This window comes from Paenarthrobacter sp. NPDC018779, from assembly GCF_044391085.1.
Taxonomy (GTDB): Bacteria; Actinomycetota; Actinomycetes; order Actinomycetales; family Micrococcaceae; genus Arthrobacter.
Genome location: NZ_JBIRZS010000034.1, coordinates 1 through 25,328 on the forward strand (window position 1 = coordinate 1; position 25,328 = coordinate 25,328).

The 25,328-nt window shown below is 64.6% G+C and carries 23 protein-coding genes and 1 riboswitch; of the genes, 2 read left to right on the top strand and 21 right to left on the bottom strand.

The annotated features are described in order from the left end of the window. Positions 1-346: 346 nt before the first annotated feature. Positions 347-1,534: a 4-hydroxybenzoate 3-monooxygenase gene (locus ACH488_RS20860; protein WP_397326493.1), complete on the bottom strand. Its 1,188-nt coding sequence runs from the start codon at positions 1,532-1,534 to the stop codon at positions 347-349. Between the two features lie 108 nt (positions 1,535-1,642). Beyond that, complete coding sequence (locus ACH488_RS20865) at positions 1,643-2,383, bottom strand: IclR family transcriptional regulator (RefSeq protein ID WP_397326516.1); 741 nt, start codon at positions 2,381-2,383, stop codon at positions 1,643-1,645. Positions 2,384-2,531: 148 nt separating this feature from the next. Here ACH488_RS20865 and ACH488_RS20870 point away from each other — a divergent pair, with 148 nt between their 5' ends. Further along, positions 2,532-3,836, top strand: a complete 1,305-nt coding sequence (locus tag ACH488_RS20870) for an MFS transporter (protein WP_397326494.1) — start codon at positions 2,532-2,534, stop codon at positions 3,834-3,836. A 66-nt stretch (positions 3,837-3,902) separates the two neighbouring features. On the opposite strand, the gene ACH488_RS20875 is transcribed toward ACH488_RS20870, so the two are convergent. The 9 genes from ACH488_RS20875 to ACH488_RS20915 form a co-directional block, all read right to left on the bottom strand. Further along, positions 3,903-4,373 (bottom strand): Hpt domain-containing protein, encoded by a 471-nt coding sequence (locus tag ACH488_RS20875; RefSeq protein WP_397326495.1) that lies wholly within the window; start codon positions 4,371-4,373, stop codon positions 3,903-3,905. After that, on the bottom strand, positions 4,366-5,190 hold the full coding sequence (locus tag ACH488_RS20880) for a signal peptidase I (protein ID WP_397326497.1): 825 nt from the start codon (positions 5,188-5,190) through the stop codon (positions 4,366-4,368). The genes ACH488_RS20875 and ACH488_RS20880 overlap by 8 nt, the downstream gene beginning before the upstream one ends. Positions 5,191-5,444: 254 nt before the next feature. Further along, positions 5,445-6,050, bottom strand: a complete 606-nt coding sequence (locus ACH488_RS20885) for a TasA family protein (RefSeq protein WP_397326498.1) — start codon at positions 6,048-6,050, stop codon at positions 5,445-5,447. 219 nt (positions 6,051-6,269) lie between these two features. Beyond that, positions 6,270-7,562, bottom strand: coding sequence for a hypothetical protein (locus tag ACH488_RS20890; RefSeq protein ID WP_397326499.1), 1,293 nt, complete (start codon positions 7,560-7,562; stop codon positions 6,270-6,272). Between the two features lie 168 nt (positions 7,563-7,730). Then, a complete protein-coding gene (locus ACH488_RS20895; protein WP_397326500.1) occupies positions 7,731-7,991 on the bottom strand; it encodes a GlsB/YeaQ/YmgE family stress response membrane protein in 261 nt (86 codons plus the stop codon). A gap of 65 nt (positions 7,992-8,056) precedes the next feature. After that, positions 8,057-8,974: a serine/threonine-protein kinase gene (locus tag ACH488_RS20900; protein WP_397326501.1), complete on the bottom strand. Its 918-nt coding sequence runs from the start codon at positions 8,972-8,974 to the stop codon at positions 8,057-8,059. Further along, positions 8,971-9,390, bottom strand: a complete 420-nt coding sequence (locus ACH488_RS20905) for a hypothetical protein (RefSeq protein WP_397326502.1) — start codon at positions 9,388-9,390, stop codon at positions 8,971-8,973. The genes ACH488_RS20900 and ACH488_RS20905 overlap by 4 nt, the downstream gene beginning before the upstream one ends. A 53-nt stretch (positions 9,391-9,443) precedes the next feature. Continuing rightward, the gene (locus ACH488_RS20910; RefSeq protein ID WP_397326503.1) at positions 9,444-9,953 is read right to left on the bottom strand and encodes a MarR family winged helix-turn-helix transcriptional regulator; all 510 of its coding nucleotides are present in this window, start codon (positions 9,951-9,953) and stop codon (positions 9,444-9,446) included. 235 nt (positions 9,954-10,188) lie between these two features. Next, the gene (locus ACH488_RS20915; RefSeq protein WP_397326504.1) at positions 10,189-11,214 is read right to left on the bottom strand and encodes an FUSC family protein; all 1,026 of its coding nucleotides are present in this window, start codon (positions 11,212-11,214) and stop codon (positions 10,189-10,191) included. 1 nt (position 11,215) lies between these two features. On the opposite strand from ACH488_RS20915, the gene ACH488_RS20920 reads away from it, so the two are divergent. Continuing rightward, on the top strand, positions 11,216-11,350 hold the full coding sequence (locus ACH488_RS20920) for a hypothetical protein (RefSeq protein ID WP_397326505.1): 135 nt from the start codon (positions 11,216-11,218) through the stop codon (positions 11,348-11,350). A 166-nt stretch (positions 11,351-11,516) separates the two neighbouring features. Here the strand turns inward: ACH488_RS20920 and ACH488_RS20925 are convergent, their stop codons facing one another. The 10 genes from ACH488_RS20925 to gcvP all read right to left on the bottom strand — a co-directional run bounded on the left by ACH488_RS20925 (position 11,517) and on the right by gcvP (position 24,910). Then, positions 11,517-12,788, bottom strand: a complete 1,272-nt coding sequence (locus tag ACH488_RS20925; RefSeq protein ID WP_397326506.1) for an Ig-like domain-containing protein — start codon at positions 12,786-12,788, stop codon at positions 11,517-11,519. Further along, on the bottom strand, positions 12,785-13,294 hold the full coding sequence (locus ACH488_RS20930) for a hypothetical protein (RefSeq protein ID WP_397326507.1): 510 nt from the start codon (positions 13,292-13,294) through the stop codon (positions 12,785-12,787). Before ACH488_RS20930 ends, ACH488_RS20925 begins: the two co-directional genes overlap by 4 nt. 1 nt (position 13,295) lies before the next feature. Beyond that, positions 13,296-14,162, bottom strand: coding sequence for a hypothetical protein (locus ACH488_RS20935; protein ID WP_397326508.1), 867 nt, complete (start codon positions 14,160-14,162; stop codon positions 13,296-13,298). Positions 14,163-14,254: 92 nt separating this feature from the next. Then, positions 14,255-14,710 carry a hypothetical protein gene (locus ACH488_RS20940; RefSeq protein ID WP_397326509.1) on the bottom strand — a complete coding sequence of 152 codons (456 nt, stop codon included), beginning with the start codon at positions 14,708-14,710 and terminating at the stop codon, positions 14,255-14,257. A 611-nt stretch (positions 14,711-15,321) separates the two neighbouring features. Continuing rightward, the gene (gene lipA, locus ACH488_RS20945) at positions 15,322-16,329 is read right to left on the bottom strand and encodes a lipoyl synthase (RefSeq protein ID WP_397326510.1); all 1,008 of its coding nucleotides are present in this window, start codon (positions 16,327-16,329) and stop codon (positions 15,322-15,324) included. Between the two features lie 183 nt (positions 16,330-16,512). Beyond that, a complete protein-coding gene (locus ACH488_RS20950; RefSeq protein ID WP_397326511.1) occupies positions 16,513-17,949 on the bottom strand; it encodes an L-serine ammonia-lyase in 1,437 nt (478 codons plus the stop codon). Positions 17,950-19,001: 1,052 nt separating this feature from the next. Continuing rightward, entirely contained in the window at positions 19,002-20,321 is a 1,320-nt protein-coding gene (glyA, locus tag ACH488_RS20955) for a serine hydroxymethyltransferase (RefSeq protein WP_397326512.1), read from the bottom strand. Then, on the bottom strand, positions 20,318-20,701 hold the full coding sequence (gene gcvH / locus ACH488_RS20960) for a glycine cleavage system protein GcvH (protein WP_397326513.1): 384 nt from the start codon (positions 20,699-20,701) through the stop codon (positions 20,318-20,320). The genes glyA and gcvH overlap by 4 nt, the downstream gene beginning before the upstream one ends. 220 nt (positions 20,702-20,921) lie before the next feature. Next, a complete protein-coding gene (gene gcvT, locus ACH488_RS20965; protein WP_397326514.1) occupies positions 20,922-22,058 on the bottom strand; it encodes a glycine cleavage system aminomethyltransferase GcvT in 1,137 nt (378 codons plus the stop codon). A gap of 11 nt (positions 22,059-22,069) precedes the next feature. Continuing rightward, the gene (gene gcvP, locus ACH488_RS20970) at positions 22,070-24,910 is read right to left on the bottom strand and encodes an aminomethyl-transferring glycine dehydrogenase (RefSeq protein ID WP_397326515.1); all 2,841 of its coding nucleotides are present in this window, start codon (positions 24,908-24,910) and stop codon (positions 22,070-22,072) included. A gap of 157 nt (positions 24,911-25,067) precedes the next feature. Continuing rightward, a riboswitch (glycine riboswitch) is annotated at positions 25,068-25,166 on the bottom strand. Positions 25,167-25,328: the final 162 nt, after the last annotated feature.

Here is a 25,328-nt window from a genome sequence, read left to right on the forward strand (position 1 = left end):
AACAATGGAAAATCACCACCAACAACGGCATCCCCTGGTTCACCCCACCACCACACATCGACCCCACCCAAACACCACGACGAAACCACCACCACCGCACCTAAAGAAAGGGATGCGGCGTGTATCCATGGCGCCGGGCCAACTGACGGTCCCAACCCTGTCCGCGTACACACGCGCCACTACCGGGACAACAAACGCGAGGCCAACGAACGCAAGAAGCGCCCGTCGGCGAGTAACCGCCGTCGGACGCTTCCTGAATCGACCATCTACGGCGTAAACAACCGCCGAGAAAGGAATCTCTACTTGCAGAAAAGGAATGGAGCAGCCATCAACACGAGCTCAATCCCTACCGCGAATTCGGCCATCCTGTGTACGACTCCGCCAAGTAGGCCTTCGCATGCTCCGACGAGACCACGGAGTGCAATTCGCCGAGTTGGCGGGCCCGGTCGAAGTCGTCGGCGCCGGGGACCGTGTGCAGCATTGAGGTCATCCAGTAGGAGAAGTGCTGGGCCTTCCAGACCCTGTCCAGGGCACGGTCGCTATAGGAGTCCAGCAACAGGGTGGAACCGGTGGAGTAGAAGGAGTCGAGCCCCTCAAAGAGCACCTTGACGTCGTGAATGGCGAGGTTGAGCCCCTTGGCGCCGGTCGGCGGAACGGTGTGCGCGGCGTCACCGGCAAGGAAGAGGTTGCCGTGGCGCATGGGAGTGTGCACGAAGCTGCGGAACGGCAGCACCATCTTCTCCAGGACCGGCCCCTCCTTGAGTTCGAAACCGTTGCCGTTGACGCGCTTGCGGAACTCGGACCAGATGCGCTCGTCGTCCCACTCGTTCACGTTCTCCTTGGGATCGCATTGGAAATACATCCGCTGGACGGTTTCGGTCCGCTGCGAGATGAGTGCGAAGCCGTGCTCAGAGTTGGCGTAGATGAGCTCGTCGGCGCTGTGGGGTGCTTCGGCAAGGATCCCGAACCAGGCAAAGGGGTACTCGTGGAAGAACCACTTGCGGTTGGCTTCGGGGATCTGGAAGCGGCAGTGGCTGCGTGATCCGTCGGCACCGACCAGGAAGTCGGCGGTGATTTCGAACTCCTGGCCGTCGGCGTCGGTGAACCAGACTTTGGGCTTGCCTTCGAGGTCGTGGACAGCGGTGTCGGTGACGCTGTAGCGGACGTCGCCGCCATCGGCTTCGCGTCGCGCGGCAAGATCCATGAAGACGTCGGTCTGGGGGTAAAGCCACACGGACTCACCAACGAGTTCCTTGAAGTTGATGCGGTGGCTTTCCCCGTTGAAGCGAAGCTCGATGCCGTCGTGGCGGTCGCCTTCACGAAGCACCCTGTCGGACACACCTGAGTCCACCAGCAGATTCACGGTGCCATGCTCCAGGATTCCGGCGCGGACCGTTTCCTGGATGGTTTGGCGGCTTCGGATCTCCACCACCACGGATTCGATGCCCTGCTTCGCGAGCAGGTGGGACAACATGAGTCCGGCGGGACCGGCGCCCATGATGGCTACCTGGGTGGTGATGGGTGTGCGTGCCATAGTGTTCCTCGCTTCGTTGCGGTCCCGCGGGGTCGGGATGAGCCTCGACCCAGTGTGGCCCTCAGCAAGTGACTGGCGTTACATGGATTCCATTGAACGGAAGAATTTTCACTCCGACAGTTGCCGACCGATCCCCCGCGCGGCAGTCTGGAGCGCAGGAACCAACGCCTGAAGCCGCATCTCGGCAAGCGGAACCACCACTCCGAGCGCGGCAACGGTGCGCCTCTTCGCGTTGGTCACCGGAACGGCGATGCCCCAGGTATCCGGATCCACCACGCCGGCAAGTTGCGCGTAGCCTTGCTGCGCGGACTCAGCCAGGAGGTGGCGCACGACGTCGGCACTCACCTTCCCGGCGGGGTCACGGAACTGCTTGAGGTACTCCGCCTGCAGCTCACGCGGCTGATGCGACATGAGGGCCATCCCAGCCGAAGAAATGTGGACCGGCATGCGCCCTGCAATCTGGGCACGGTTGGCCACCGATCCGCGGCGCGAAAGCCGCTCCACGAACAGGGCTTCCCAGCCGTCGAGCACCGCCAGGTTGACGTTCTGGTTGAGGACTTGCTGGATGTCCTCCATGAAGGGCATGGCCGCCTGCCGGAGGGCCAACGTGGGTGAGTTCCGGTTCACGAGCTCCCATAACCGGAGGCCGAGCCTGACCGTGCCAGCGGCCCCGAGGTCCAGCAGGCCATGCTCCGCGAGCTGTCGAACCAACCGGTGGGCCGAGGAAAGTGGCAAACCAGCCCGCTCGGACAACTCCGTCAACTGAAGGGAGGTCACGCCGGCAGGGAAGGCCTCAATCAGCCTTACCACCCGGTCCACCACCGAATCACCGGACGCCGAATTGGCCATCATGAACTCCTTTGCCGCGACGGCACTCAACCGACGCTTCCATTCAATGGTAGAACGTGTGCCCGGTTACAGAGCGCGGTGATACAAATCTCATATCCGACCGATCGTTCTGGTGGTCGGGCTCCATCGAAGAAGTACCGAGGACGCTATGCCAACGATGTCATCTTCCCAACGCTCCCAATGGCCCGTCTGGCTTTGCTGGTTGGCCATGGTCCTGGACGGTTTCGACCTCGTGGTCCTCGGAACCGTCATCCCCACCCTCATCAAAACCGGTGAACTCGGTTTCGATGCCGTTGGAGCCACCTTCGCGGCGACGATCTCCCTGGTCGGCGTAGGGCTGGGCGCACTGTTCATCGCGCCGCTTTCGGACAAGCTCGGCCGCCGAAAGCTGCTGATCGCCTGCGTGGCAGGGTTCTCGATCTTCACCATCGCCGTGGCCTTCGCACCCGACGTTGCCGTCTTCTCGGCCTTCCGACTGGTGGCCGGACTGGGGCTGGGCGCATGTTTGCCCGCTGCCCTGGCCTACATGAACGACTACGCACCGGCGGGCTCGGCGGGTAAGTCCACCACCCGGACCATGACCGGTTACCACGTGGGCGCCGTCGCCACTTCCTCCCTGGCCCTCCTGATCATCCCCAACTGGCGGCTGATGTTCATCATCGGAGGCGTGGCCGGACTGGTGCTTTTGCCCTTCCTGTGGGCGAAGCTCCCCGAATCGCTGCCCGAGGCTGCTTCTACGGAAAAAGCAGCCGCAGCCAAGGCAGGCGGAACACTGGAGCCAGCGCCCGCCGTCGAACCTTCAGCCGTAGCAGGCACCTCGGAGGCCGCCCCGAAAGCCGGTTTCCGGGACCTGCTCCGGAAGCCGTACCCGCTGGTGGCCGTGGGAATCGGCGTCGCGTCGTTCATGGGACTGCTGCTGGTGTACGGGCTGAACACGTGGCTTCCACAGATCATGGCGGCTGCCGGCTACACCGTGAGTACCGGGTTGACCCTGCTGCTGGTTCTCAACGTTGGTGCGGTGGCCGGGCTGGTGCTTGCGGGCATCCTGGCCGACCGGCACGGCACCAAGAAGATCGTGCTGCTGTGGTTCGGGTTGTCCGCCGCGTTCCTTGCCCTGCTCAGCGTGAAGATCCAGAGTGAGTTCCTGCTCAACGCAGCCGTGTTCGTGACCGGCATCTTCGTCTTCAGCTCGCAGGTCCTGGTGTATGCCTGGGTCAGCCAACTCTTCCCGGCCAACCTTCGCGGAACCGCCTTGGGATTTGCCGCTGGTGTGGGCCGGCTGGGTGCAATCCTTGGCCCCGCTGTGACGGGAACCCTGGTGGCTGCGAATATCGTTTACCCGGCAGGCTTCTACGTCTTCGCCGCCGCCGGTGTGCTGGCCGTTGCGGCGTTGACGGTGGTTCCGCACAAGATCCGGGCCGCGAAAACAACCGTGCCGGCGGGAGAACGGTAACCGCCGGCACGGAGATTTGCAGGCCCCGCGAACCGATTCCCAGAGAGGTTCACGGGGCCTGTGGCTTCAGGAGTTGCAATCCAGGGCTTGCCGCCGCAGGGTTTCCCGTGCCCGTCCCAGCAATTGTGGCCGGGCGGCGACGCAGCGCTCGGTGTACTGCTGGAGCGCCGGGAGAGCCCGAACGGCGAAGTCGATGTGGTCTTCGCGGATCATGTACTCCATGGCCAGGCACTGGTTTTCCGTTTCGCGGGCTCCCACCATCGCCGAGGAGATCTTGAGGCTAAGGACGGCTTCCATGCTGGCATCAACGTCGTTCTCGCACAGTCCGCGGGAGATACGGAGGATCCGGCTGGGGAGCATCGTCAGGTAGGTGGACAGCAGGCGCAGCACGGGCTTGGCATCGCCCAGTTCGTTGGCGAGGGCCTGCAGGGTACGGTCCTCCAGGGAAGGAATCTCGAAAGCGGGAACTTCCTGGGCCTGGACGTCTGCGGGCAAGTTCCCGGGGAGGGGGACGCTACGGTCCTGGTACTCACTCACCGCTGGCCGCCTGCACTGCTGCCGTTTCCCCGGACGAGGCCTTGGCGGGATCCTTGGACCAGATGGAGGCAAGCATTCCGATGACCAGGATGGCCGGGGCACCGTACATGAGGACGTTCAGGACGATTGGTTCGCGCAGGGCACGGATCGCGTTGCCGACGTAGGGGATCGTGGCGACTTGCTTGTCCACGGTGTGGCCTTGGAGGGTGGCGATCCAGGGGTCGATGCCGTTGTTCGCGTCGCCCTTGGTCTGCACCGCTACGCCACCGTCGGCGGTGGTGGTGATCTCGGTGATGCGGTGTGTCTCCACTCGCTGGTCTTCGACCGGGATGTGGTAGGTGATGATGTCGCCCACCTTGATGTCCTTGACCGGCGTCGGAACAGTCACGACGACGTCGCCCGGGTTGATCAGCGGGGCCATGGAACCGGTGAGCATGGTGGAGGTCTGGTAGCCCAGGATGCGCGGCCCGATGGCGAGGAACACGAAGACCAGCGCAGCCACGACGAGCATCCCGGCTCCGATGATCTTGCAGGTCTTGCCCGCGATGCGTCGGAACGCACCGGGAGCTGCTTCGGTGGAAACCACGACGGCGGCCGGTGAAGTTGCTGCCGAGGGCTTCAGTACCGCCGCGGACTGCTTCACGGCGGTGGTCGTGGGGGCGCCGGTCTCGGCGGCCTGGGCCGGATTTGCGGCACGCGCCGGCTGGGCGGGCTGGGCAGGCTGGACCGGCTGGGCGGGCTGGGCGGGCTGGACCGGCTTGGCGGCGGAACGCCGGCCGTGGAGGGCGGGGGTGTTGATGCTGGTCAGTGCGCTCATGATCCTGGCGTTCCTTCCGTCGTGTTGTTCATCGTCTGGTTAAGAGTCTGGAGGGCCTGACTCAGGCTTCCTGCTGGAAATACTCAAGTCTGGCTCAGGATTATCCGGCGGGCCTGATCAGGAAGGGGGGATGCCTGACCAGGCCCGGCGGGGTCTGGTGTGCCGGGTCGTCCCGGCGGTTCATGGAACCGGAGGCCCGGCCGGAAGGGTAAACAGGCCGGACCCCCGGGGAGTGAGGGTCGGAATCGCCCTGGTTACTTGGTGGTTTCGGTGCGTTGGGTGCCGGTGAAGGAGAAGGCGATGGTGGAGGTGGCGCCTTGGAAGGTGTTGTCCGCGGTGGTGGGGAACGCGGTGGTGACTTTGAGGTTGTCGGTCTTGGCCGAGGTCAGGGAGGTCAGGTTGTTCAGGACCTTGTTCGCGCCGATCACCGGGGCTGAGGCCAGCACGGTGGTCTTGGTCCCTGCGCAGGTGTAGGGGGCGGCGGTCCCGGTCCAGGGAACGGAGCAGTTCTCGATGGTCAGCTGCAAACCATTGGTGGTGTCGGTGGTCAGCAGGGAGGCGGTGGCGCCGGCGGAGGTGGTGAGGGTGACGTTGTTCAGGTCCGAGTTGCCGGTGTTCGAGAGCGTGACGAGCTTTTCGACCTTGTCACCGGGCAGCAGCCCAGCGACCGGGACGTTCAGGGTGTTCGATGCCCCGGTGCCCAGGGCGATGGTCACGGTCCCGGCGGTCACGGCCTGGGAAGCGGAGGTGGAGGAGGTGAAGGCGCCGTAGGTGCCCATTCCGGCGACGGCGGCTGCGGTGCCGACCAGTGCGACGGAGGCGAGGATCTTGCCGGAGGTGGTCTTGAGGCTGATGGCCATGTGAATCAGTGTCCTTTTCAAAGTGGCCACCGTTTCCCCGGACGGCCGTTTCCTTGTTTCCAGCCTTACTGGCTGACAAGAAATACTTTGACGGCCCCACCTCAAGAACCCATCCTGCAATCCATCAACTGTTCCTCAGGAAACCCTCAAGAGTTTCCAACCCCGACCGCACGCAGGAAGCCGGCCCCGCAGACAAGCCCCTGTGACCGCGGAGCGAACTCAGTGCGGCAGGAGTCCCAGCACCGGAAGGGCCACCGCCGTCGAAACGGCCATAGCCGCCGTGTTGCCGATCACCGGATGGAATCCGGAAGGCAGCCAGGATGCGATCAGACGGGCAAGGGGTGGTGCCAGCAGTGCGCCCAGAAGGGCGCCGCCAATGATTGATGCCCACGATCCGTTGAAGGCAAGGACCGCGGCCGGGGCCACCGAAACCACGGGAGCGTAGGTTGCCGCCCACCCGCCGTTACGGAACCACGCCCGCCACAGCACCACGCCCACCGCCGACGCAATGGCCTGGGCACAGAGGATGTGCGGTACCAGGTGTGAGCCATAGGCGGGAAGGGCGGGGTTCAGGACGAACGCGGCAGCCACCCCCACGATCACACCGATGCCCGCCACCTCGTTCGCGAGGAAGAACGTTTCCGTGAAGTCCTTGAGAACCCGCCTCGCCGCCCAGAGGGCCTCGTTTCGGAAAGACACGAACGACGACGGCGTGCCCGGTTTCGCTGCGGCCTCCAGCATCCCGTCTGCCGGCAAAGTGTCTCCGCCAGCGGGCAACCCCGGCGTTTTTCCCACCTCGCGGGCAGCATCTGGCGGGGTACCCACCAGCCCGGGTAGTCGCCGGATGACCAGGAACGATACCGCTGTCCCGACGGACATCGCCGCTACGTTGGCCACTGAGGACGGCAATCCCAGAGGATCCGACAACAGTGGACCCAAGAGCACCGCCAGGGGTGTAGTGCTGGCAGCTCCGAGCACCGCTCCCGTCACGCACGTCTTCCATCCGGGACCGTGAACCAGGACCACGGCGGGCGCGACGCAAACAAAAGGGACGAACGTCGGCTGCCACCCGTCGTCGAGCATCCAACCGAAAGCTGCGTTGGAGATCAGGAGGCTAAGGGCCGCCGACGCCATCACCCACGGCCACAGCCCGGTGCCGTAGCTCAATTCGCCTGCCCAACGGGAACGACGCCGGCCGGCCCACCACGCGATCAAAGCGCCCACCATGAGCCCGGTAGTGGCGAGTTCGGATTTGTAGAACAGCGGTTCGGTCATGTCGCCCACAAGCCACCGCAAGGCGGACAAGGGCGATTCGTCCACAGCTTCCGCCCACCCCGAAAAGACCGGACCGATCCGTGGCGATTGTTGGGCGGCCAGATGGAGCACCATGGCGAAACCGACGATCACCGCGGCTATGCCAAAGGCGCCCACGACGGTCCCAGCGGCGATCCGGCTGGTACCCCGTTTCACGTCGGGACGTGCGGGGGTGGCAACTGCTGGCATGAGGGTCATGGATGGTCCTGGCGTCCGAAGAGGCGGTGTTACGGTGCAGCGTAACCGCGCGTCGAACGTGGCCCACAATGCGGGCCGAACCGTCGGATTATGACCGGAATGCGAGAGGACCCCGGCCCGGTTGTCAGTAAGTAACAACCGGGCCGGGGCCCTCAACGTTTCAGGCGGTCAGGCCTTCTTGCGGGTCAGCAGTCCCCAGATGATGAGGACGATCAGGGAGCCGCCAATGGCCAGCAGCCATGTGGAGAGCGACCAGAACTCGTTGATGCCCACGTTGAAGAGTGCGCTGCCGATCCAGCCGCCCAGGATTGCGCCCACCACTCCGAGGAGCAGGGTCGCAAGCAGTCCGCCGCCCTGCTTGCCCGGCTTGATGGCCTTGGCGATAGCACCGGCGATGAGGCCCAGAATGATCCATCCAAAGAATCCCATTTTTCTTCTTTCTCTCGTGCGGTGGCTCCTGGCTACGCCGTTCGGCGCTTACCAGGAACCGTCATTTATGCCCGCCAGCGGAGTCGCCGGAACATACCGACGACTTGGCTGGCTGACGGCCTGCCGGCAGGATCGGGGTCTGTCATGGCGTGCAACACCATGGACCAGCGCCGCCGGACCGTGCCGGGAACCCGTGGTTCGCTCAACGTCCTTGCCACCATGGACTCGAGCGGAGGCCCTGGAAACGCCTTGGTACCGGTGAGGCACTCGAGGGTCACCAATCCCAGGGCATAGATATCGCTGGCCGGGGTAGGCGTTTCACCCCGGACCGCTTCGGGACTCATGTAGTGGGGCGTCCCGGAAGACGAACTGCGCGGCGCGTGGCCCGGACTGATGGCAACGCCGAAGTCGGTCAGCATGGCCCGGCCGGCATCTGCCGTACCCGGGACCAGGATGTTCCCGGGCTTGACGTCGTTGTGCACCACGCCGCGACGATGGACATAGGCGAGGGCCTTGGCAACGTCACTCATCCACGCCATGGTCAGGAGCGGCCCGGCAGGAGCCTCGCGCAGGACGGCCCGCAGGTCCCTGCCGTCCACCAGATCCATGACCACGAAGTTCCGGACCTGCCCTTCGACGGTCAGCTCGCCCGAATCCCGCAGCCGCACGATGTTCCGATGCCGCAGGCGCCGGTGAATGTCCACTTCCTGTTGGAAAGCCGTGGCCGTGCCGGGCTGCGGGTCAAGAGTTTCGGTTCCGCGGAAGATCTTGGCCGCGCGCAACGTTCCTGTCCGCTCGTCCCACGCTTGGTGCACCTGGGCTTCCGATCCTCCACCGAGCCAACGCCCAAGCCGGTATCGCCCGCCCAGCAGGCTGTGGCCTCCGCTCCCAACCGCCGTTTCCGAGCCCATCGCTTCCTGATGCAGGCTCGACGGCGGTGTTCCCGGCCCCGTGGGGCCGACTGGTGTGGCGAGCGAAGTCACTGAAGGAGTGCTTCCACGTCTGCGGGGACAACTCCGACTGCCCGGGCCAACGCTTCGCGCTCAAGTCCGCTGTCGACAGCTTTCTTGAAGGCGAGCTGGAAGGTGTTCCTTGCAATGGCCAGTTCGTGTTCCAGGCTCTGCCAACGCTGGGCCGCTACCCAAACGCTGCTGACGGGATCCGTGGCATCGATGTCCATCCGGAATCCGCAACCGCAAGCCCATTCAGGCCAAATCGGCTCAACCGAGGTCCACTGCATTGAGGCACTGCCCGGCCCGGAAGAGATCGCCATGTTGGAGCCGCAGTGCGTGGGACCGGCGAGGACGGACACGTCCTGGCACACCTCGCCGTGGTGCACGTGTTCCGTTCCGTGGAGCGGCTCATCCGCGGGAGCGGGCTCCCTCACTATGACAGTCATTGTCTCTCCACACCTTGGTAAGTAGCTTGACTATCTAGTTATATGTGTACTTATCAATTATGTCCAGTCGGGTTTACGTCAGGTTCCACCTGATCAATCGCCTCGCGTATGCGCCGCAGGAAGTCCACCACCACCAAGGATTCGCCGCGGCTCAGGGAAGCGGCGACGTCCAGCATGCGCCGATGCATTCCGCTCAGGGTGTTGCGGACTTCGAGGTCGGATCCCTTCGTGGGCCGCAGCACCAGGGCGCGCCGATCGGTGGGGTGGGGTTCGCGGACAACATAGCCGGACCTGACCAATCGATCCACCAGCGTGGTCATCGACGCGGACGTGATACCCAAGCGGGTAGCAAGCTCCTTCGGCCCCACGTCCCTGCCGGCACGCTCGTTCTCGAGAAGGTAGCGCAAAGCGAGCAGGTCGGTTTCACCCATCCCCATGGACGATCCAGTGCGCCGGCGCATGGCAGCCTCCGCGCTGCGATAGTCCCGCAACGCGTTCAAGACTTCGACCGCAGCGGTCTCCTGCCCGTACCAATATCCTTCCTTAACGGCATTCACTGTCATGAAAAATCCTTCGTTAGACGAGTAACACGTTTGTCTAAGTTCTTTCATCATAGCGAAGGGTACGGACTCGGCAACCTTTCACCGCCCAGGCGGGCAGGCCGCCGTCGTGCGTCTGCTTGGCTGCGCCCTGCAGAAGGTGAGCGCAACTGCAGGGCCGCGTGTCCGCGCATTGACCCCGCCGCCTATTCGCCGGCCCGAACCCTTGGGCGGGCCCGGCATCCAGCAGGAACGCGCGTCAGGCCCGGCGCGCGCGACGCCACACGGCAGGCGCCACCACCACCGCGACGCCGACGGCGGCACCAATCACCGTCTCCACGATGCGGTCGCGCAGCAGCAGCCCGGGATCGACGGGAGCCGCGAGCAAAGTGGCAAACAGGGCCAGGGGCGTCACGAAGACCTGCGCCACGAGGTACTGCCGCGCAATGAAAAGCTCGGCGCCGAACTGGCACGCGGCGATCACAAGCACCATGGCCCACGGCGCAGGGTTGAGCCACAGGATACCGGCCAGCAGAACCAGGCCGATCACGGTGCCCGCGATTCTTTGGATGCCGCGGCTGACGCGGTGCCTGGTGGAGTGGCCCACGAGCGGAACCACTGCAGCCACCATGGCCCAGTAGGTGTGGCCGAAACCGAGCCGCTCACCCACCAGCGTCGCGATGGTTCCGGCAAGGCCCGCGGCCACAAGGTAGCCGCCGCCTTCGAGCCAGAACGCGCGCCTTTCAAGCGCAGTGTGCCGGATGCGCGGCGGTCGCTTCCACGGTGTGCGGTGGCTCTTGACCACGCGGGCCGACATCCCGATCAGCAAGCACAGGACGGTGGTAAGCACTGAAACGAGCATCGCTTCCCACAGCGGAGGCTGGGCGGCAATGGACGCAATCGCGGCGAAGGCGAAGATGTGAAACAGCGAGCCGCCGGGACGCAGCCGCCACGCCGCAACAACCACGGAACACAGGCCCGCAACAAGTGTGGTCGCGGCCGTGAGGAGCCAGGAATACGCGGTTCCGTCGATCCCGAGCGACTGCGCCATCCGCGCCGTCAACGTTGCCAGGAGAATCACCAAAAGCATGAAGCCGCCTGCCCGGAGCTGGCTGCGGAAGCGGAGGCTGTGGGGCTCGTTCCGGCCGTAAATGCCCGTAAACGCGCCGAACGAGGCGAACACCGCAAGGTCCAGGCGGCCCATGAGCAACAGCGTAATCAGCGGAACGAACACACCAACAGCGCAGCGGAGGGCCGGGTGATGGTCCTTGTTTCCAGGACCCATCGTGAACATTTCCGCTACAGCCTTCAAGGGGCGGCTCGCCTTTCGTCGCAGGATCAAACGCACGACGACGGCACTGGCGTCCGGTTCCAAGGTTACGCCCGGGCTCGTCGGCAAGGCCGGGATTGCGGGTGGTTAGTGCGCCGTATCACGGACGGCGTCGGCCGCAAGGAAGCCGACAGCAACTGCTCCGTCGGAGGGCCAGGGGACGTGCCGCCGGCCCAGACCGCACGGCCCGGAGCTTGCGTGCAGGTTCCGTCCCGGAAGGGCAAACCAGGTGGTCGCCTTCACACAAGCTCCGGAGTCTAGAAGCTCGTAGCGTTCGGACTGGTGACCTGTGTTGTGGCCAGCGTGTTGCCCGCAATATCCGACAAACCGGACGACGGCGTGAACTTGGCTGCGGCCGCCCCTTGGGCTGTTGTGTTGGGGCTTCCCGAAGAGAGGGCACCCAACGTGATGGTTAGGGTCTTCGCCGTTGGGTTCCACACCAAGACTGACGCGCTGGTGGAGGACCCCCTGAACGTCACCGAACCCGAGTTCTCGTAGTCCTTGCCAAGGGATACTGTGCCAAAACGGAAAGTGTTGCAGGCACTGTTCGTGACGCTGACGGTGAGGCTGTCGGACGAATTGATGGTCACCGTCACCTGGTTGTTCCCGCTGATGGTCTGGGTAGAGGTGTCGCTTGACCACGCGCTGCAGATCTTGCTGGCATCCAAGGCTTCCGAGTAGGTGACGGTGATGGTGTCGTCTTCTTCGACCTTGCCGAGGTTGCCGCCACCGTTGCCGAGTTGGATGTTCGTGACGGTTGGGGCCGTGGCATCCTTACTGGACGTATCCAGGCCGGGTTGGCTCGTATTTCCTGCGGCGTCGGTGGCCCGGGCGGAATACGTTATTGTGCCGTCGTTGAGAGTGCTCAGATTCAGGCCGCTGGTGGACCAATTGCCGGATCCGTTTACCGTGCGGGTCTGCGTCACGGTGTGTGCAGCGCCCGCGTCGGTGACGGTCAGCACAATCGTCGAGTTCGCTTCAGCCGTGCCAGTCACAGGCACATTTGAAACATTGGAAGCTGTGATCAGCGTCGGTGCATTCACCGACGGTGCGTTGGGAGCTGTTGCGTCCACCGTGGTCGCGGTACTCCGCAGGCTCTCGCTGCCCTGCCACTGGGAGATCATCGGCGTCACGGCGTAGTACCAGATACCCGTAGTAGCCGTGTCTGTGCAACTCAGGGCCGACACCGTTCCAGTACAGGTGCCGGATCCAGCCACTTTGGTTCCGCCACTTGCTGAGGTGTAGCGGGAAATGCTGTACCCGGCCACCGGCTTTCCAGCCGCCGTCGAACTTGCCGCCCAGGTGACCGTCACATTGCCGGCCAGCCCTACTGTGGCAACCGGCTTGGCTCCCTGCGCCACCGTGTCCGCTTTGGCCCCGCCGGCATTGCTGCTGACAGTCGTCCAGAATGCGCTGGCCGCAGGACCACCCCACGAAACCAGGAGTATTCCGAGCAAGACCACCATGACCCGGTTCCACCGGCCCATGGTGAACTTCTCCGGGGCTCCTTGGTTTGCTCGGCGGTTCACTTCTTGACCTCCAAGGTGACTGGGACGCTGAAGAGGGAGCCTTGGCAGGCAGACAGCGAAGCTGTGCTCATGCTTGCCGCGTTCGGGAGCCTCAATAGCGCCGAGGAATTGGCCGGAATGGTTGCTTGCTGGGGTAGCGCCGGCGTAAGCGTCACGCCTGTTGTGGTGCAGCCAGGATGGGAGGCGTCGGCCGTGACCGCCCCATTCGGCGTGACGCCGATGACGGTGACGGCGTACGGATTGGGGTTGGTGGCGCGGAGTATGGCGTCCGCGGTCCCACCTGGGACGAGGCTGTTTTGGGGAGTGTCACCACCGAGGAGTGCAACCACCGTGACAGTCTGCATGGTCCCATTAGTCGCAGCGCCAGCGCCTGTCCCGGTGGTGGCCCAGTAGGCGTAAGCGGAACCAACGCCGCCCAGGATGCACATGGCAACCGTGGCCGCCGCCGTTCGGGCGAACCTGCCTGGCTGCGTGGGCCTGACTCGGGGCGCGCGGGAGAAGTTCATCTCAGTTGCCCTGTCCCGTGCCGGAGTAGGTGAGTTGGAGGGTGGCGCCTTTGCAACCGTCCTGAAGGAGAGGGGTGTCCAGCATGGTGATCCGGGGCCAGCCCGTTTCGGCTACGCCCAGGCCGGAAAGTGAGCTGGGACCGGGTTGAACGGCGAGCGGGTAAGCCCCGGTGTACTGCGTGATGCTGTAGTCAGCAGCACTGCAGGGAAGGCCCGCTGCAACAGCTGCAGGCGTCCGCACTACCTGTCCAATGGCGACGGCGAGGTTCGTCACGGCAATGCTCTTGCGTTCAGGATTCGAGATCTGCAGGTCCAGGGGGAGGGAAACACCGGGAGCGAGTGCACCGGACAGGGAAGCCGAAACGCCGAAGGTACGCTTGACCTCCTTGACCTGCAACTGCGCTTTCGCCGTGTTGGACTGTACCGCCCCGCTGGTTGCCGTCACGGTGAAGTCGGACTTTCCCGCGGGTGTGGTGGGTGACGTAGAGACGGTCAGAGTCGCTTTTGTCGAACCGCCGGATGCCAGAACCACCGACGACGGCGACCAACCCGCCGTCGTTCCCGTGGGGAGTCCGGCGACGGACAGAGAGACGGCCCCGGAGAGACTACCCGTAGCCGAAACAGATACTTCGTAAGTGGCCGACTGTCCTTGATCGACACTGCGGCTGGCAGGTGACAACGCCACGGTCAGGCCCTTGGATCCATTCCCTGACGCGGCCTGCCCACCACTTTGCCCGACACGAAGGACACCGCAGGCGGCCAGGGTGGTCACCACGACCAACACAACCAGCAGTCCCAGGATGGACGTGCGGATTGCTGCTCCGGGCCCACGAAAAAAGCTTGTGCCAAACACTGGGAGCTGGGCCATGGGGTCTCCTTCCGGGCTGAAGCGATGGGATCCTGACGGGACGAACCAGCCGGGGCCTTCCTCGTTCGAGGCGGTCCCCGGCTGGCGGAGTGCTAGTTGCTGGTGACGTTGACCGTCACGATCGCCGACTTGCAGGCGTCCTGGTTCACGGTGGCGTTGTCGTTGAACTTCAGGACTCCGCTGCCCACAGATGTGCCGGTAGCGTTGGCGGCGACGAGTGAATTGCTGGTCACCGCAGTGACTTCGAACCATGCCGGAAGACAGCCGGCAACGTTGGTGGTGACGTTCGCCGTGAGTGCACCAACCACAGTGCCGGTGGTGGTGGAGTTGTCCGCAGTGTAAGCAACATTGACCTGGTTGCCTGGCGCCAAGCCGCCGGCGAAGGTGGCGTGCAGGGTGACCGTTCCGCCGCCGGTGGAGTTCGTGGCTGAGCCGCTGCCGGAACCCGTGGTGGTCCAGTACGCGTAGGCTGCGCCGCCACCGACGGCGACGAGTGCCACACCTGCGACGGCAGCAGTGACACGGCTCTTCTTGGAAAGCTTGCGCATGATTTGACTCCTTGGTTGATCGATCTGCCGGGGAGCCGCGGCGCAACCCCCACCATCCGCCGGTGCTGGTCGGATGAAGCGATGCCCCCAATGGTTCAGCTCTAGCAAGAGCCCTGACTACTCTTGGATGTACCCCACTTTTCTTCTCGAACAAGGGGGTGGAAATACCTTCATTCCTCAGGCAAGTACTCAGTTTTGGGAAGTCCGGATACTTGGTTTCGTTGACCCGTTGCAGCACGCCAGGTTCACGCTGATGGTGCTGGCCTGCTGTTCGATTCCGCGCCAACACTGGGCTTCGCACCCGCAGGCGCCGCTCCCGCACACGCCCTTCCCGCTCGATGGAAAGGACCCTTTGCTTTGTCCTTGAATTTTGGGGTCCGGATCTTGCCCCGTCGGGCCCTTCGGGGCGTGCTGCGCGAACTTTGTGCCTGTCTTGAGCAAAAACTGCGCTGATATTCGAACGGTCCCGGCGTGTGACTTAACCACGACGGCGGTCCGGTCGCCTTCGCGGGGTGACCAGACCGCCGTCGTACTTCTTTGCTGTTGTTGCTCCGCGACTGACTCGAACACCTCCGCCATGTCGGCGGATTCGCAATCCCGCTGCGGTGTTGCTAGCCGTGGGTGGCGAGGATGGTGGAGGCTTCCTGGCGGGTGGTGCCGGAGGATTCGATGTGGGCGAGGGCTTCGGGGATGTCCCAGCCCTTTTTGCGCATCGCGGTGGCCCAGAGCCTGCCGGCCCGGTAGGAGGAGCGGACCAGGGGACCGGACATGACCCCGAGGAAGCCGATCTCTTCGGCCTCGTGCTGAAGGTCCACGAATTCCTGGGGCTTGACCCACCGGTCCACGGGCAGGTGCCGCTCGGACGGGCGCAGGTACTGGGTGATCGTGATCAGGTCACACCCGGCAGCGTGCAGGTCCCGGAGCGCTTCGGAGATCTCTTCCCGGGTTTCGCCCATGCCCAGGATCAGGTTGGACTTGGTCACCATGCCCAGGTCCCGGCCCTGGGTGATGACATCCAGGGACCGCTCGTACCGGAACGCGGGCCGGATCCGCTTGAAGATCCGGGGAACGGTCTCGACGTTGTGCGCGAACACCTCGGGCTTCGAATCGCAGATCGCGGCAATGTGTTCGGGTTTGCCGGAGAAATCCGGGATCAGCAACTCCACCCCGGTGCCGGGGTTCAGTTCGTGGATCTTGCGGACCGTTTCGGCGTACAGCCACACGCCCTCGTCTTCGAGGTCATCACGGGCCACCCCGGTCACGGTCGCGTAGCGCAGCTGCATGGCCTGCACGGACCGGGCCACCTTGGTGGGTTCGAACCGGTCCAGCGGGGAAGGCTTGCCGGTATCGATCTGGCAGAAATCACAGCGCCGGGTGCACTCGGACCCGCCGATCAGGAACGTCGCTTCCTTGTCTTCCCAGCACTCGAAAATGTTTGGGCACCCGGCCTCCTCACACACCGTGTGCAGGCCTTCCTTCTTCACCAGGTTCTTCAACCCCACGAACTCCGGCCCCATCTGAACCTTCGCCTTGATCCACTCAGGCTTACGCTCAACAGGGGTTTGGGCGTTGCGGGCCTCGACGCGCAGCAACTTGCGGCCTTCAGGTGCGAGATTCATGGGTTTCCTTCGTTGTGGTCTGTAGATTCGTGCCGACTGTGCGGAGTGTGAAATTCGTGCTTGCGGGGTCCGCTCTGCATCCCCGCCGCCTCCCTAACCTCGCAAGCTCGGCCAGGGAACCCGGGCGGCGTGGGCCCTGCTGCGGAATTGGCGCGCAGAGCGGGCCTGGCAACGGCGGGTGGGTCAGCATTCGACGACGTTGACGGCCAGGCCGCCCATCGCGGTTTCCTTGTACTTGTGGGACATGTCCTTGCCCGTCTCACGCATCGTCACGATCACCTCATCCAACGACACCCGGTGCGTCCCATCACCCCACAACGCCATCTTCGCCGCGTTGATCGCCTTCGCCGCAGCAATCGCGTTCCGCTCAATACACGGAATCTGCACCAACCCACCGATCGGATCACACGTCAAACCAAGGTTATGCTCCATCGCGATCTCCGCCGCGTTCTCCACCTGGGCCGGGGAACCACCCATCACCTCAGCCAACCCCGCAGCAGCCATCGACGACGCCGACCCCACCTCACCCTGACACCCCACCTCAGCACCGGAAATCGACGCCTGCTCCTTATACAACACACCCACCGCACCAGCAGCGAGCAAGAACCGCACCACCACATCATCACGGTCCGCCTGGGACGCCTGGTCCATGCCCGGGGCGTAATGCAACGCGTAATACAACACCGCCGGGATGATCCCCGCCGCACCATTCGTCGGAGCCGTCACCACCCGGCCACCCGAAGCGTTCTCCTCATTGACCGCCAACGCGATCAGGTTCACCCACTCCTGCCAATACTTCGGATCGTTCCGGTCCTTGTCCTCCTTCAGGAGGCGCTCCAGCCAGTCGGGAGCACGACGGCGGACCCGCAGTCCGCCGGGCAGCACACCTTCGCGCTTCAAGGACGTTTCGACGCAGGCCTCCATCACCGACCAGATGTGGAGCAGGCCTTCCCGGATCTCCACCTCGGACCGGGACGCCCGTTCGTTGATCAGCATGATGTCACTGATCCCCAGACCCTTCGACGCGCACCGGCCCAGCAACTCCGCCGCCGTCCGGAACGGCAACGGCAACTCAGCCTTGGACTCCTCCAACTCCACCCGCGCCGCGTCCTCCTCGCCCTCACGGACAATGAACCCACCACCAACCGAGAAGAACGTCGCCTCCCTCAACACATTCCCCTCAGCGTCGGTCACCGCGAACTTCATCCCATTCGTATGCCGCGGCAACACCGTCAACGGATGCAACACCATATCCTCCACCGCAAACGGCAGTTGAACGCCTCCGCCAGAAGCACCCGCCCCGGAACCACCAACAGCACCAGCCAGGTTCAACACACCCGTCTCAGCAATCGCCGCCAGCCTCTCCTCCACCTCATCAGGCAGAATCAACTCCGGCTCAAACCCTTCCAACCCCAACAACGTCGCCGTGAACGTACCGTGCCCCTTACCCGTCGCGGCCAAGGACCCATACAAATCCACCCGCAACCCCGCCACAGCAGACAGCACCCCCGACTCACGCAGCTCCCGGGCAAACACCGCCCCAGCCCGCATCGGACCCACCGTATGCGAACTCGACGGACCAATACCCACAGAAAACAAATCGAAAACACCAACAGCCATGGCCGGGATCCCTTTCGGGGTTGAAGGACAAACAACGTGGGAGGCAAAACAAGAATGTGGGGGCCGGGCCAAATCCCGAGCCAAGGCGGCCCAGCCCCCGAGGAGGTCCGAGTGCGAACCTCCAAACCCGGTACTAACGTGGGGCATCCGTTCCCAGCGAATGCCCCACCCGGGTAGATCAATATGCGGCGAGTGCGCTGCGGCCCTCACCAACGGCCCGCCTCACCGACTGGTCGCTCGGGCGACGGCCAGCCTCACCAACGCCCCGCCTCACCAACGGCCCGTTGGGCGCGGGGTCCTCTGCGGCCTCGGTCGCTAAGGCGCCCGCGGGGCGGACGCGAAGCTCCCTTAGACGGCCGCTGCCGGACCCCGTTCCCAAAGGGGCCTCTCGTAAGTCACCTCCGTTTCGGGGTTCCGCTGCGGAACATGCCGTGCGCACGGCACCCTGCGCAGCAAGCCCCCGAAATGGCCAACAAAAACACTTCCAAACCAACTCCGCGCGCCCCGGCTAGTAGACCCCCAACAACCAATCCCACAAACCGGAGTGCGCACCCACCCCCAAACCAACCCTGCGCCCGGGCACACCCCCGGCAGGTAGACCCCCAACAACCAAACCCACAAACCGGAGAGCAAGCCCACCCCCAGACCATCCGGATCTGGCGACCCAGCCGCCGGCCCCTATGGGGGCCGGCATCCGGAAGCGTGCGTCTAAGGGAGCGTCACGTCCGCTCAGCGGGCGTTTTCGCGACCGAGCACGCGGAGGAAGCCGGACCCATCGGGCCCCCGCAGAGGACCTCAGGCCCGCCGGCCCCTATGGGGCCGACATCCGGAAGCGGGCGACCAAGGGAGCATCGCATCCGCCCAGCGGGTGCCTTTGCGACCGAGCCCGCGGAGGATACCTGGCTCAACGGCCCCAACTGCGGAGGACGTCGGCCCCTGCGGGCCTGGGGTCCGGCAGCGGGCGTCTAAGGGAGCATCGCATCCGCTCAGCGGGTGCCTATGCGACCGAGCCCGCAGAGGACGTCAGGCCCGCCGGGCGAACCCCGCAAGGCTTAGCCCAGGTTCGCAACTCCCGGGTAAAGCGGGTGCGCCTCAGCCAAGGCTTCGACGCGGTGACGCAGCCCCGAGAGGTCCGTGTCGGCGTCGGCGATCAAGGCTTCGGCGATGATGTCCGCAACCTCGCGGAAGGCTGCTTCGCCGAAACCACGCGTCGCAAGCGCAGGCGTGCCGATGCGCAGTCCGGAGGTGACCATGGGTGGGCGTGGGTCGAACGGGACGGCGTTGCGGTTGACGGTGATGTCGATCGCGGCGAGGCGGTCTTCGGCCTGCTGGCCGTCGAGTTCGCAGTTGCGCAGGTCCACGAGGACCAGGTGCACGTCCGTTCCGCCGCTGACCACGGAGATACCTGCCGCGGCGACATCGGGCTGCACCAGGCGTTCGGCCAGGATCCGTGCACCCGCCAGGACGCGGGACTGGCGCTCACGGAACTCTTCGGACGCGGCGATCTTGAACGCCACGGCTTTGCCCGCGATCACGTGCTCCAGCGGTCCACCCTGCTGACCTGGGAACACAGCGGAGTTGATCTTCTTGGCAATGTCGGCGTCGTTGGAGAGGATGATGCCGCCACGCGGACCGGCCAGGGTCTTGTGCGTCGTGGACGTGACAACGTGCGCGTGCGGGACCGGCGAGGGGTGCAGACCCGCGGCGACGAGCCCGGCGAAGTGGGCCATGTCCACCATCAGGTAGGCACCCACGGAGTTGGCGATCCGGCGGAACTCGGCGAAGTCCAGCTGCCGCGCGTAAGCGGACCAGCCGGCCACAATCAATGCAGGCTTGTGCTCCTGCGCCAGGCGCTCAACCTCGGCCATGTCCACGGTGTGGGTGTCCTCGCGAACGCCGTAAGGGACCACGTTGTAGAGCTTGCCTGAGAAGTTGATCCGCATGCCGTGGGTCAGGTGGCCGCCGTGGGCGAGGTTCAGGCCCATGATGGTGTCGCCCGGCTTGATGAGCGCGTGCATCACGGAGGCGTTGGCCTGGGCACCGGAATGCGGCTGCACGTTGGCGTACTCGGCACCGAACAGGGACTTGATGCGGTCGATCGCGAGCTGTTCGATCACATCAACGTGTTCGCAGCCGCCGTAGTAGCGCTTGCCCGGGTAGCCCTCGGCATACTTGTTGGTCAGCACCGAGCCCTGCGCCTGCATCACGGCAACCGCGGTGTGGTTCTCGGAGGCGATCATTTCCAGGCCCCCGCGCTGGCGGCCGAGTTCGTCGTCGATCTTTGCCGCGATCTCGGGATCCAGCTCGGAGAGCTGAGCGTCCAACGACGGTGATACCACCTGTTCGAATTCAGTCACGGATACCGGGTTCACAGTTCGCCTCCGTTGGCTGCTGCATATTCCTCAGCAGTCATGAGCGGGCCTTCTTCGGTGGCGGCCACCTTGAACAGCCAGCCGGCACCGTAGGGGTCGTTGTTGATGAGGGCGGGATCTCCGACGACGGCGTCGTTGACCTCGGTCACTTCACCGGTGACGGGCGAGTAGAGGTCGGACACGGACTTGGTGGATTCCACTTCGCCGCAGGTCTCCCCCGCGGTCACAGTGGAACCGACCTCGGGCAGGTCCACATACACAATGTCGCCCAGGGCATCGGCGGCCACGGCGGAGATCCCAATCCCCACAGGCCCACCCCCATCAGCAGCAACCCATTCATGCTCAGCCGAGTACTTCAGCCCGGCAACAACTTTGCTCATATCAATTCCTTCTCTCACTGGTTCGTAAAAATTCGTTGTCTAGTGGGTCGGTGCCGCGGTCCCAACCGCCCACTGTGGTGAGGCAATAGGGCCCCTTCGGGTCCGGCGTCCGGCAGCGGGCGTCCAAGGGAGCATCGCATCCGCTCAGCGGGTGCAACTGCGACCGAGCCCGCAGAGGACGCCGGACCCGACGGGCCAGGTGACCCACGGCGTCGCCGGGCTACTTGGAACGCTTGTAGAACGGCAGCGGCACAACTTCGAACGGCTCTGCCTTGCCGCGGAGGTCCACGTCAACCACGGTGCCGACGGCGGAATGTTCGACGTCGACATACGCCAGCGCTACCGGGTAACCGAGCGTGGGGCTCGGCTGCCCTGAAGTCACCTCGCCGATCAGGGAACCGTCCTTGAGGACGGAGTAGTGTCCGCGGGCCGCACGACGACCGGCTCCTTTGAGGCCCACGAGTTTCTGCCCGATCGTGGAACCGACACCGGCTGCCTTGATGGCGGCCAGCGCTTCCTTGCCCACGAAGTCGCCTTCCTTGGCCAGGGCCACCACCGGTCCGAGCCCTGCGGCATAGGCGTTGACGTGGCGGGTGAGCTCGTTGCCGTAGAGCGGCATTCCGGCTTCGAGGCGCAGCGAATCGCGGGCTGCGAGGCCTGCCGGGATGAGGCCGTGGCCTTCGCCGGCTTCCAACAACGCCTCCCAGAGGGAAGGAGCGTCCTCGTTGGGCACGTAGATCTCGAAGCCGTCTTCGCCGGTGTACCCGGTGCGGGCCAGCAGCAACTCGTCACCGGCAATGGTGACCTCGACAGCGGCGTAGTACTTCAGCTCGGTAACGAGGGAGTGCTGCTCGGCGGGCACCAGGTCCAACAAGATGGCTTCGGCGTTCGGCCCTTGGACTGCGACCAGCGCCGTCTCAGCGGAGGCATCCTCAACCACAACATCGAACCCGGCGGCACGCTTCAGCAACTCGGCGGCCACAACCGCAGCGTTGCCTGCATTCGGGACCACGAGGAACTTATCCACGCCTTCCTCCGGCGAGGGGCGACGGTACGTGATGAGGTCGTCGATGATGCCGCCGTCGTTGTTGCAGATCAGCGAGTATTTGGCTTTGCCGTCGGCGATCGCGGACAACTTGCCTACCAACGCGTAGTCCAGAAAGGCGGCGGCGTCCGGCCCGGTGACCCAAACCTCGCCCATGTGGGAGAGGTCGAACAGGCCAGCGGCGTTACGGACCGCGTGATGCTCAGCCAGCTCGGACTCGTACTTGAGCGGCATCTGCCAGCCACCGAAGTCCGTGAAGGAGGCGCCGGCCTTTTTGTGTTGCTCGTAAAGAGCGGTGTAGTTCTCAGACATATCGGGTTCCCTTAGTTCTCAAAGTCTTCGATTGGAGGGCAGGAGCACACCAGGTTGCGGTCGCCCGCAGCACCGTCGATCCGGCCGACGGGCGGGAAGTACTTGTCCTGCTTCAGGCTCGGGACCGGGAAGGCGGCCTGCTCACGCGGGTAGTCACGCTCCCAGGCGGAACTTACGACGGCGGCTGCCGTGTGAGGCGCGTTGCGGAGCGGGGAGTTCTCCACGGAGAAGTCCCCGGCGGCAACCTGCTCGATCTCGGCGCGGATGGTGATCATGGCTTCGATGAAGCGGTCGATCTCGGCGAGGTCCTCGGACTCCGTCGGCTCAACCATCAAGGTTCCCGCAACCGGGAAGGCCAGCGTCGGCGCGTGGAAGCCGAAGTCGATGAGGCGCTTGGCCACATCCTCAGCCGTAACCCCCGTGCGGGCCGTGAGTTCGCGGAGGTCCAGGATGCACTCGTGGGCTACGAGTCCGCCTTCGCCCGTGTACAGGATGGGGAAGTGCTCATCCAAACGGGAGGCAACGTAGTTCGCCGCGAGCAGCGCTGACTTGGTGGCCTCGGTGAGCCCTTCGCCACCCATGAGCTTCACGTAGGCCCAGGAGATCGGCAGCACGCCGGCCGAACCGAAGCGGGATGCCGAAATCGCCACGCCGCCTTCTGAAGATGCGTTGTTGGCATCGCCCGGCATGAACGGTGCCAGGTGGGCCTTCGCAGCTACAGGGCCAACGCCGGGTCCGCCGCCACCGTGTGGGATGCAGAACGTCTTGTGCAGGTTCAGGTGCGACACGTCCCCGCCGAACTTGCCCGGCTGGGCCAGTCCAACCAGGGCGTTCAGGTTCGCACCATCTACGTAGACCTGGCCGCCGGCCTCGTGAACGGCGTCGCAGACCTCAACAACGTCGGCGTCGTACACACCGTGCGTGGACGGGTAGGTGATCATGATGCACGAAAGTACGTCGCGGTTGGCCTCGATCTTGGCCTTCAGGTCATCGTGATCGATGGTGCCGTCGGAAGCCGTAGCCACCACAACAACCTTCATGCCAGCCAGCACTGCCGAGGCAGCGTTCGTGCCGTGGGCCGAAGCCGGAATCAAACAGATGTTCCGCTGCGAATCGCCGCGGGACAGGTGGTAGCCACGGATCGCGAGGAGTCCGGCCAGCTCACCCTGGGAACCGGCATTCGGCTGGATGGACACCTGGTCGTAGCCGGTGATCTCGGTGAGGTCGGATTCCAACCCAGCGATCAGCTCACGCCAGCCGGCAGTCTGCGAATCCGGAGCAAACGGGTGAATGGAAGCGAACTCCGGCCACGAAATGGCTTCCATCTCCGCGGTGGCGTTCAGCTTCATGGTGCACGAACCCAGCGGGATCATGGTGCGGTCCAGCGCGAGGTCCCGATCTGACAGCTTGCGGATATAGCGCAACAACTGCGTCTCGGAACGGTGCGTGTTGAATACCGGGTGCTGCAGGAAGTCCGAGGTGCGGACCACGTCGGAGGGCAGCTCGAACCCGGCCGCGTCCCCTACCGGACCAGCGCCGAAGGCGACGGCGACCGCGGAGAGGACTTCCGGCGTCGTGGTTTCATCAAGCGAAACACCCACGGTGTCTGCGTCGATGTGGCGGAGGTTGATGCCGCGTGCCTCAGCAGCGCCGATGACCTTGGCGGCCTTGCCCGGGACGCGGACCGTGAGAGTGTCGAAGAAGGAAGCGGAGAGGAGCTCGCGGCCTGCCTTCTGCAGGGCGGTGGCGAGGACACGCGCGTGGCCGTGGACCGTTTCGGCGATCGCCTTCAGGCCGTCCGGGCCGTGGTAGACCGCGTACATCGATGCCACGATCGCGAGCAGAGCCTGCGCCGTGCAGATGTTGGACGTGGCCTTCTCGCGTCGGATGTGCTGCTCGCGGGTCTGCAGCGCCAAACGGTACGCGGGCACGCCGGCGTTGTCCTTGGACACACCCACGATGCGGCCCGGAAGCGTCCGCTCCATGCCCGTGCGGACAGCCATGTACGCAGCGTGCGGGCCGCCGAAGAACAGCGGGACGCCGAAGCGCTGGGCGGTTCCGACGGCGATATCCGCACCTTGTTCACCCGGGGGCGTGATGAGGGTGAGCGCCAGCAGATCGGCGGCGACCGTGACCAGGGCGCCGCGTTCCTTCGCCGCAGCGATTACCGGAGCGTGGTTGAAGACCCGGCCCGAAACGCCGGGCTGCTGCAGGACGATGCCGTTGATGTCGCCGTCGGGCAATCCCGTTGAGAGGTCCGCAACGAGGACCTCGAAGCCAAGCGCTTCAGCACGGCCCTTCACGATCGCGATGGTCTGCGGCAGGAGGTCGGCGTCCAGGACGGTCTTGCCATCCTTCACGGCTTTGTTGGCGCGGCGCATCAACAGCACGGCCTCGGCCACGGCCGTGGCTTCGTCCAGCAGCGAAGCGTTGGCGATCGGCAGGCCGGTCAGATCCTGCACCATGGTTTGGAAGTTCAGCAGTGCTTCGAGGCGGCCCTGCGAAATCTCCGGCTGGTACGGCGTGTAAGCGGTGTACCAAGCGGGGGATTCGAGGATGTTGCGGCGGATCACCGGCGGGGTAACGGTGTCGTAGTAGCCCTGGCCGATCATCTGCACCGCGGTCTTGTTCTTCGCCGCGAGCTTGCGGAGCTCAGCCAGGACCTGGGTCTCGCTCAGCGCTTTCTGCAAAGTGAGCGGCGAGGACTGGCGGATGGAATCGGGAACAGCAACGTCCACCAGGCCGTCGACGGAGTCGTAGCCGATGGCCTTGAGCATGGTGTCAATATCGGCCTGGCGGCGGGCGCCGATATGCCGATCCGCGAAAGCGGTTGGGGAGGATTGAACAGTCAAGAGGAACTCCAGGATTCAGGCGCCCGCTGAGCGCCATGGTGAATATGGGTTCCTCCCCGCTCTGTATTGGACCTGAGAGATTCCGCGAACTGTGGTTCCACATAGTTCACTTGCACCGTCGGTGAGCCCGGTTGCCCGGACTGCTTTCCAGAGTTGCCTCGCCGCGGCGGTACATGGGCCTGAGAGATTCCTGGGGAGGATTTGCTCCTACGGCGCCTGACTGGATGTACCGGCAGGACTCTCCCGCCGCAGATCAAAAGCGTTTGCGCCACCTCAGTGACACGCTTCACACCATAGCGGGTCACGTCGAAAAAGCGCAAGGCGGCGCATTGACTCATAGAAAACCTCCGCGTAGCCGGATACGTTGCCTCATTTGAAAACCTCCGCGTAGCGGCGTGGTTGAGGGTGTTGGCGGCGG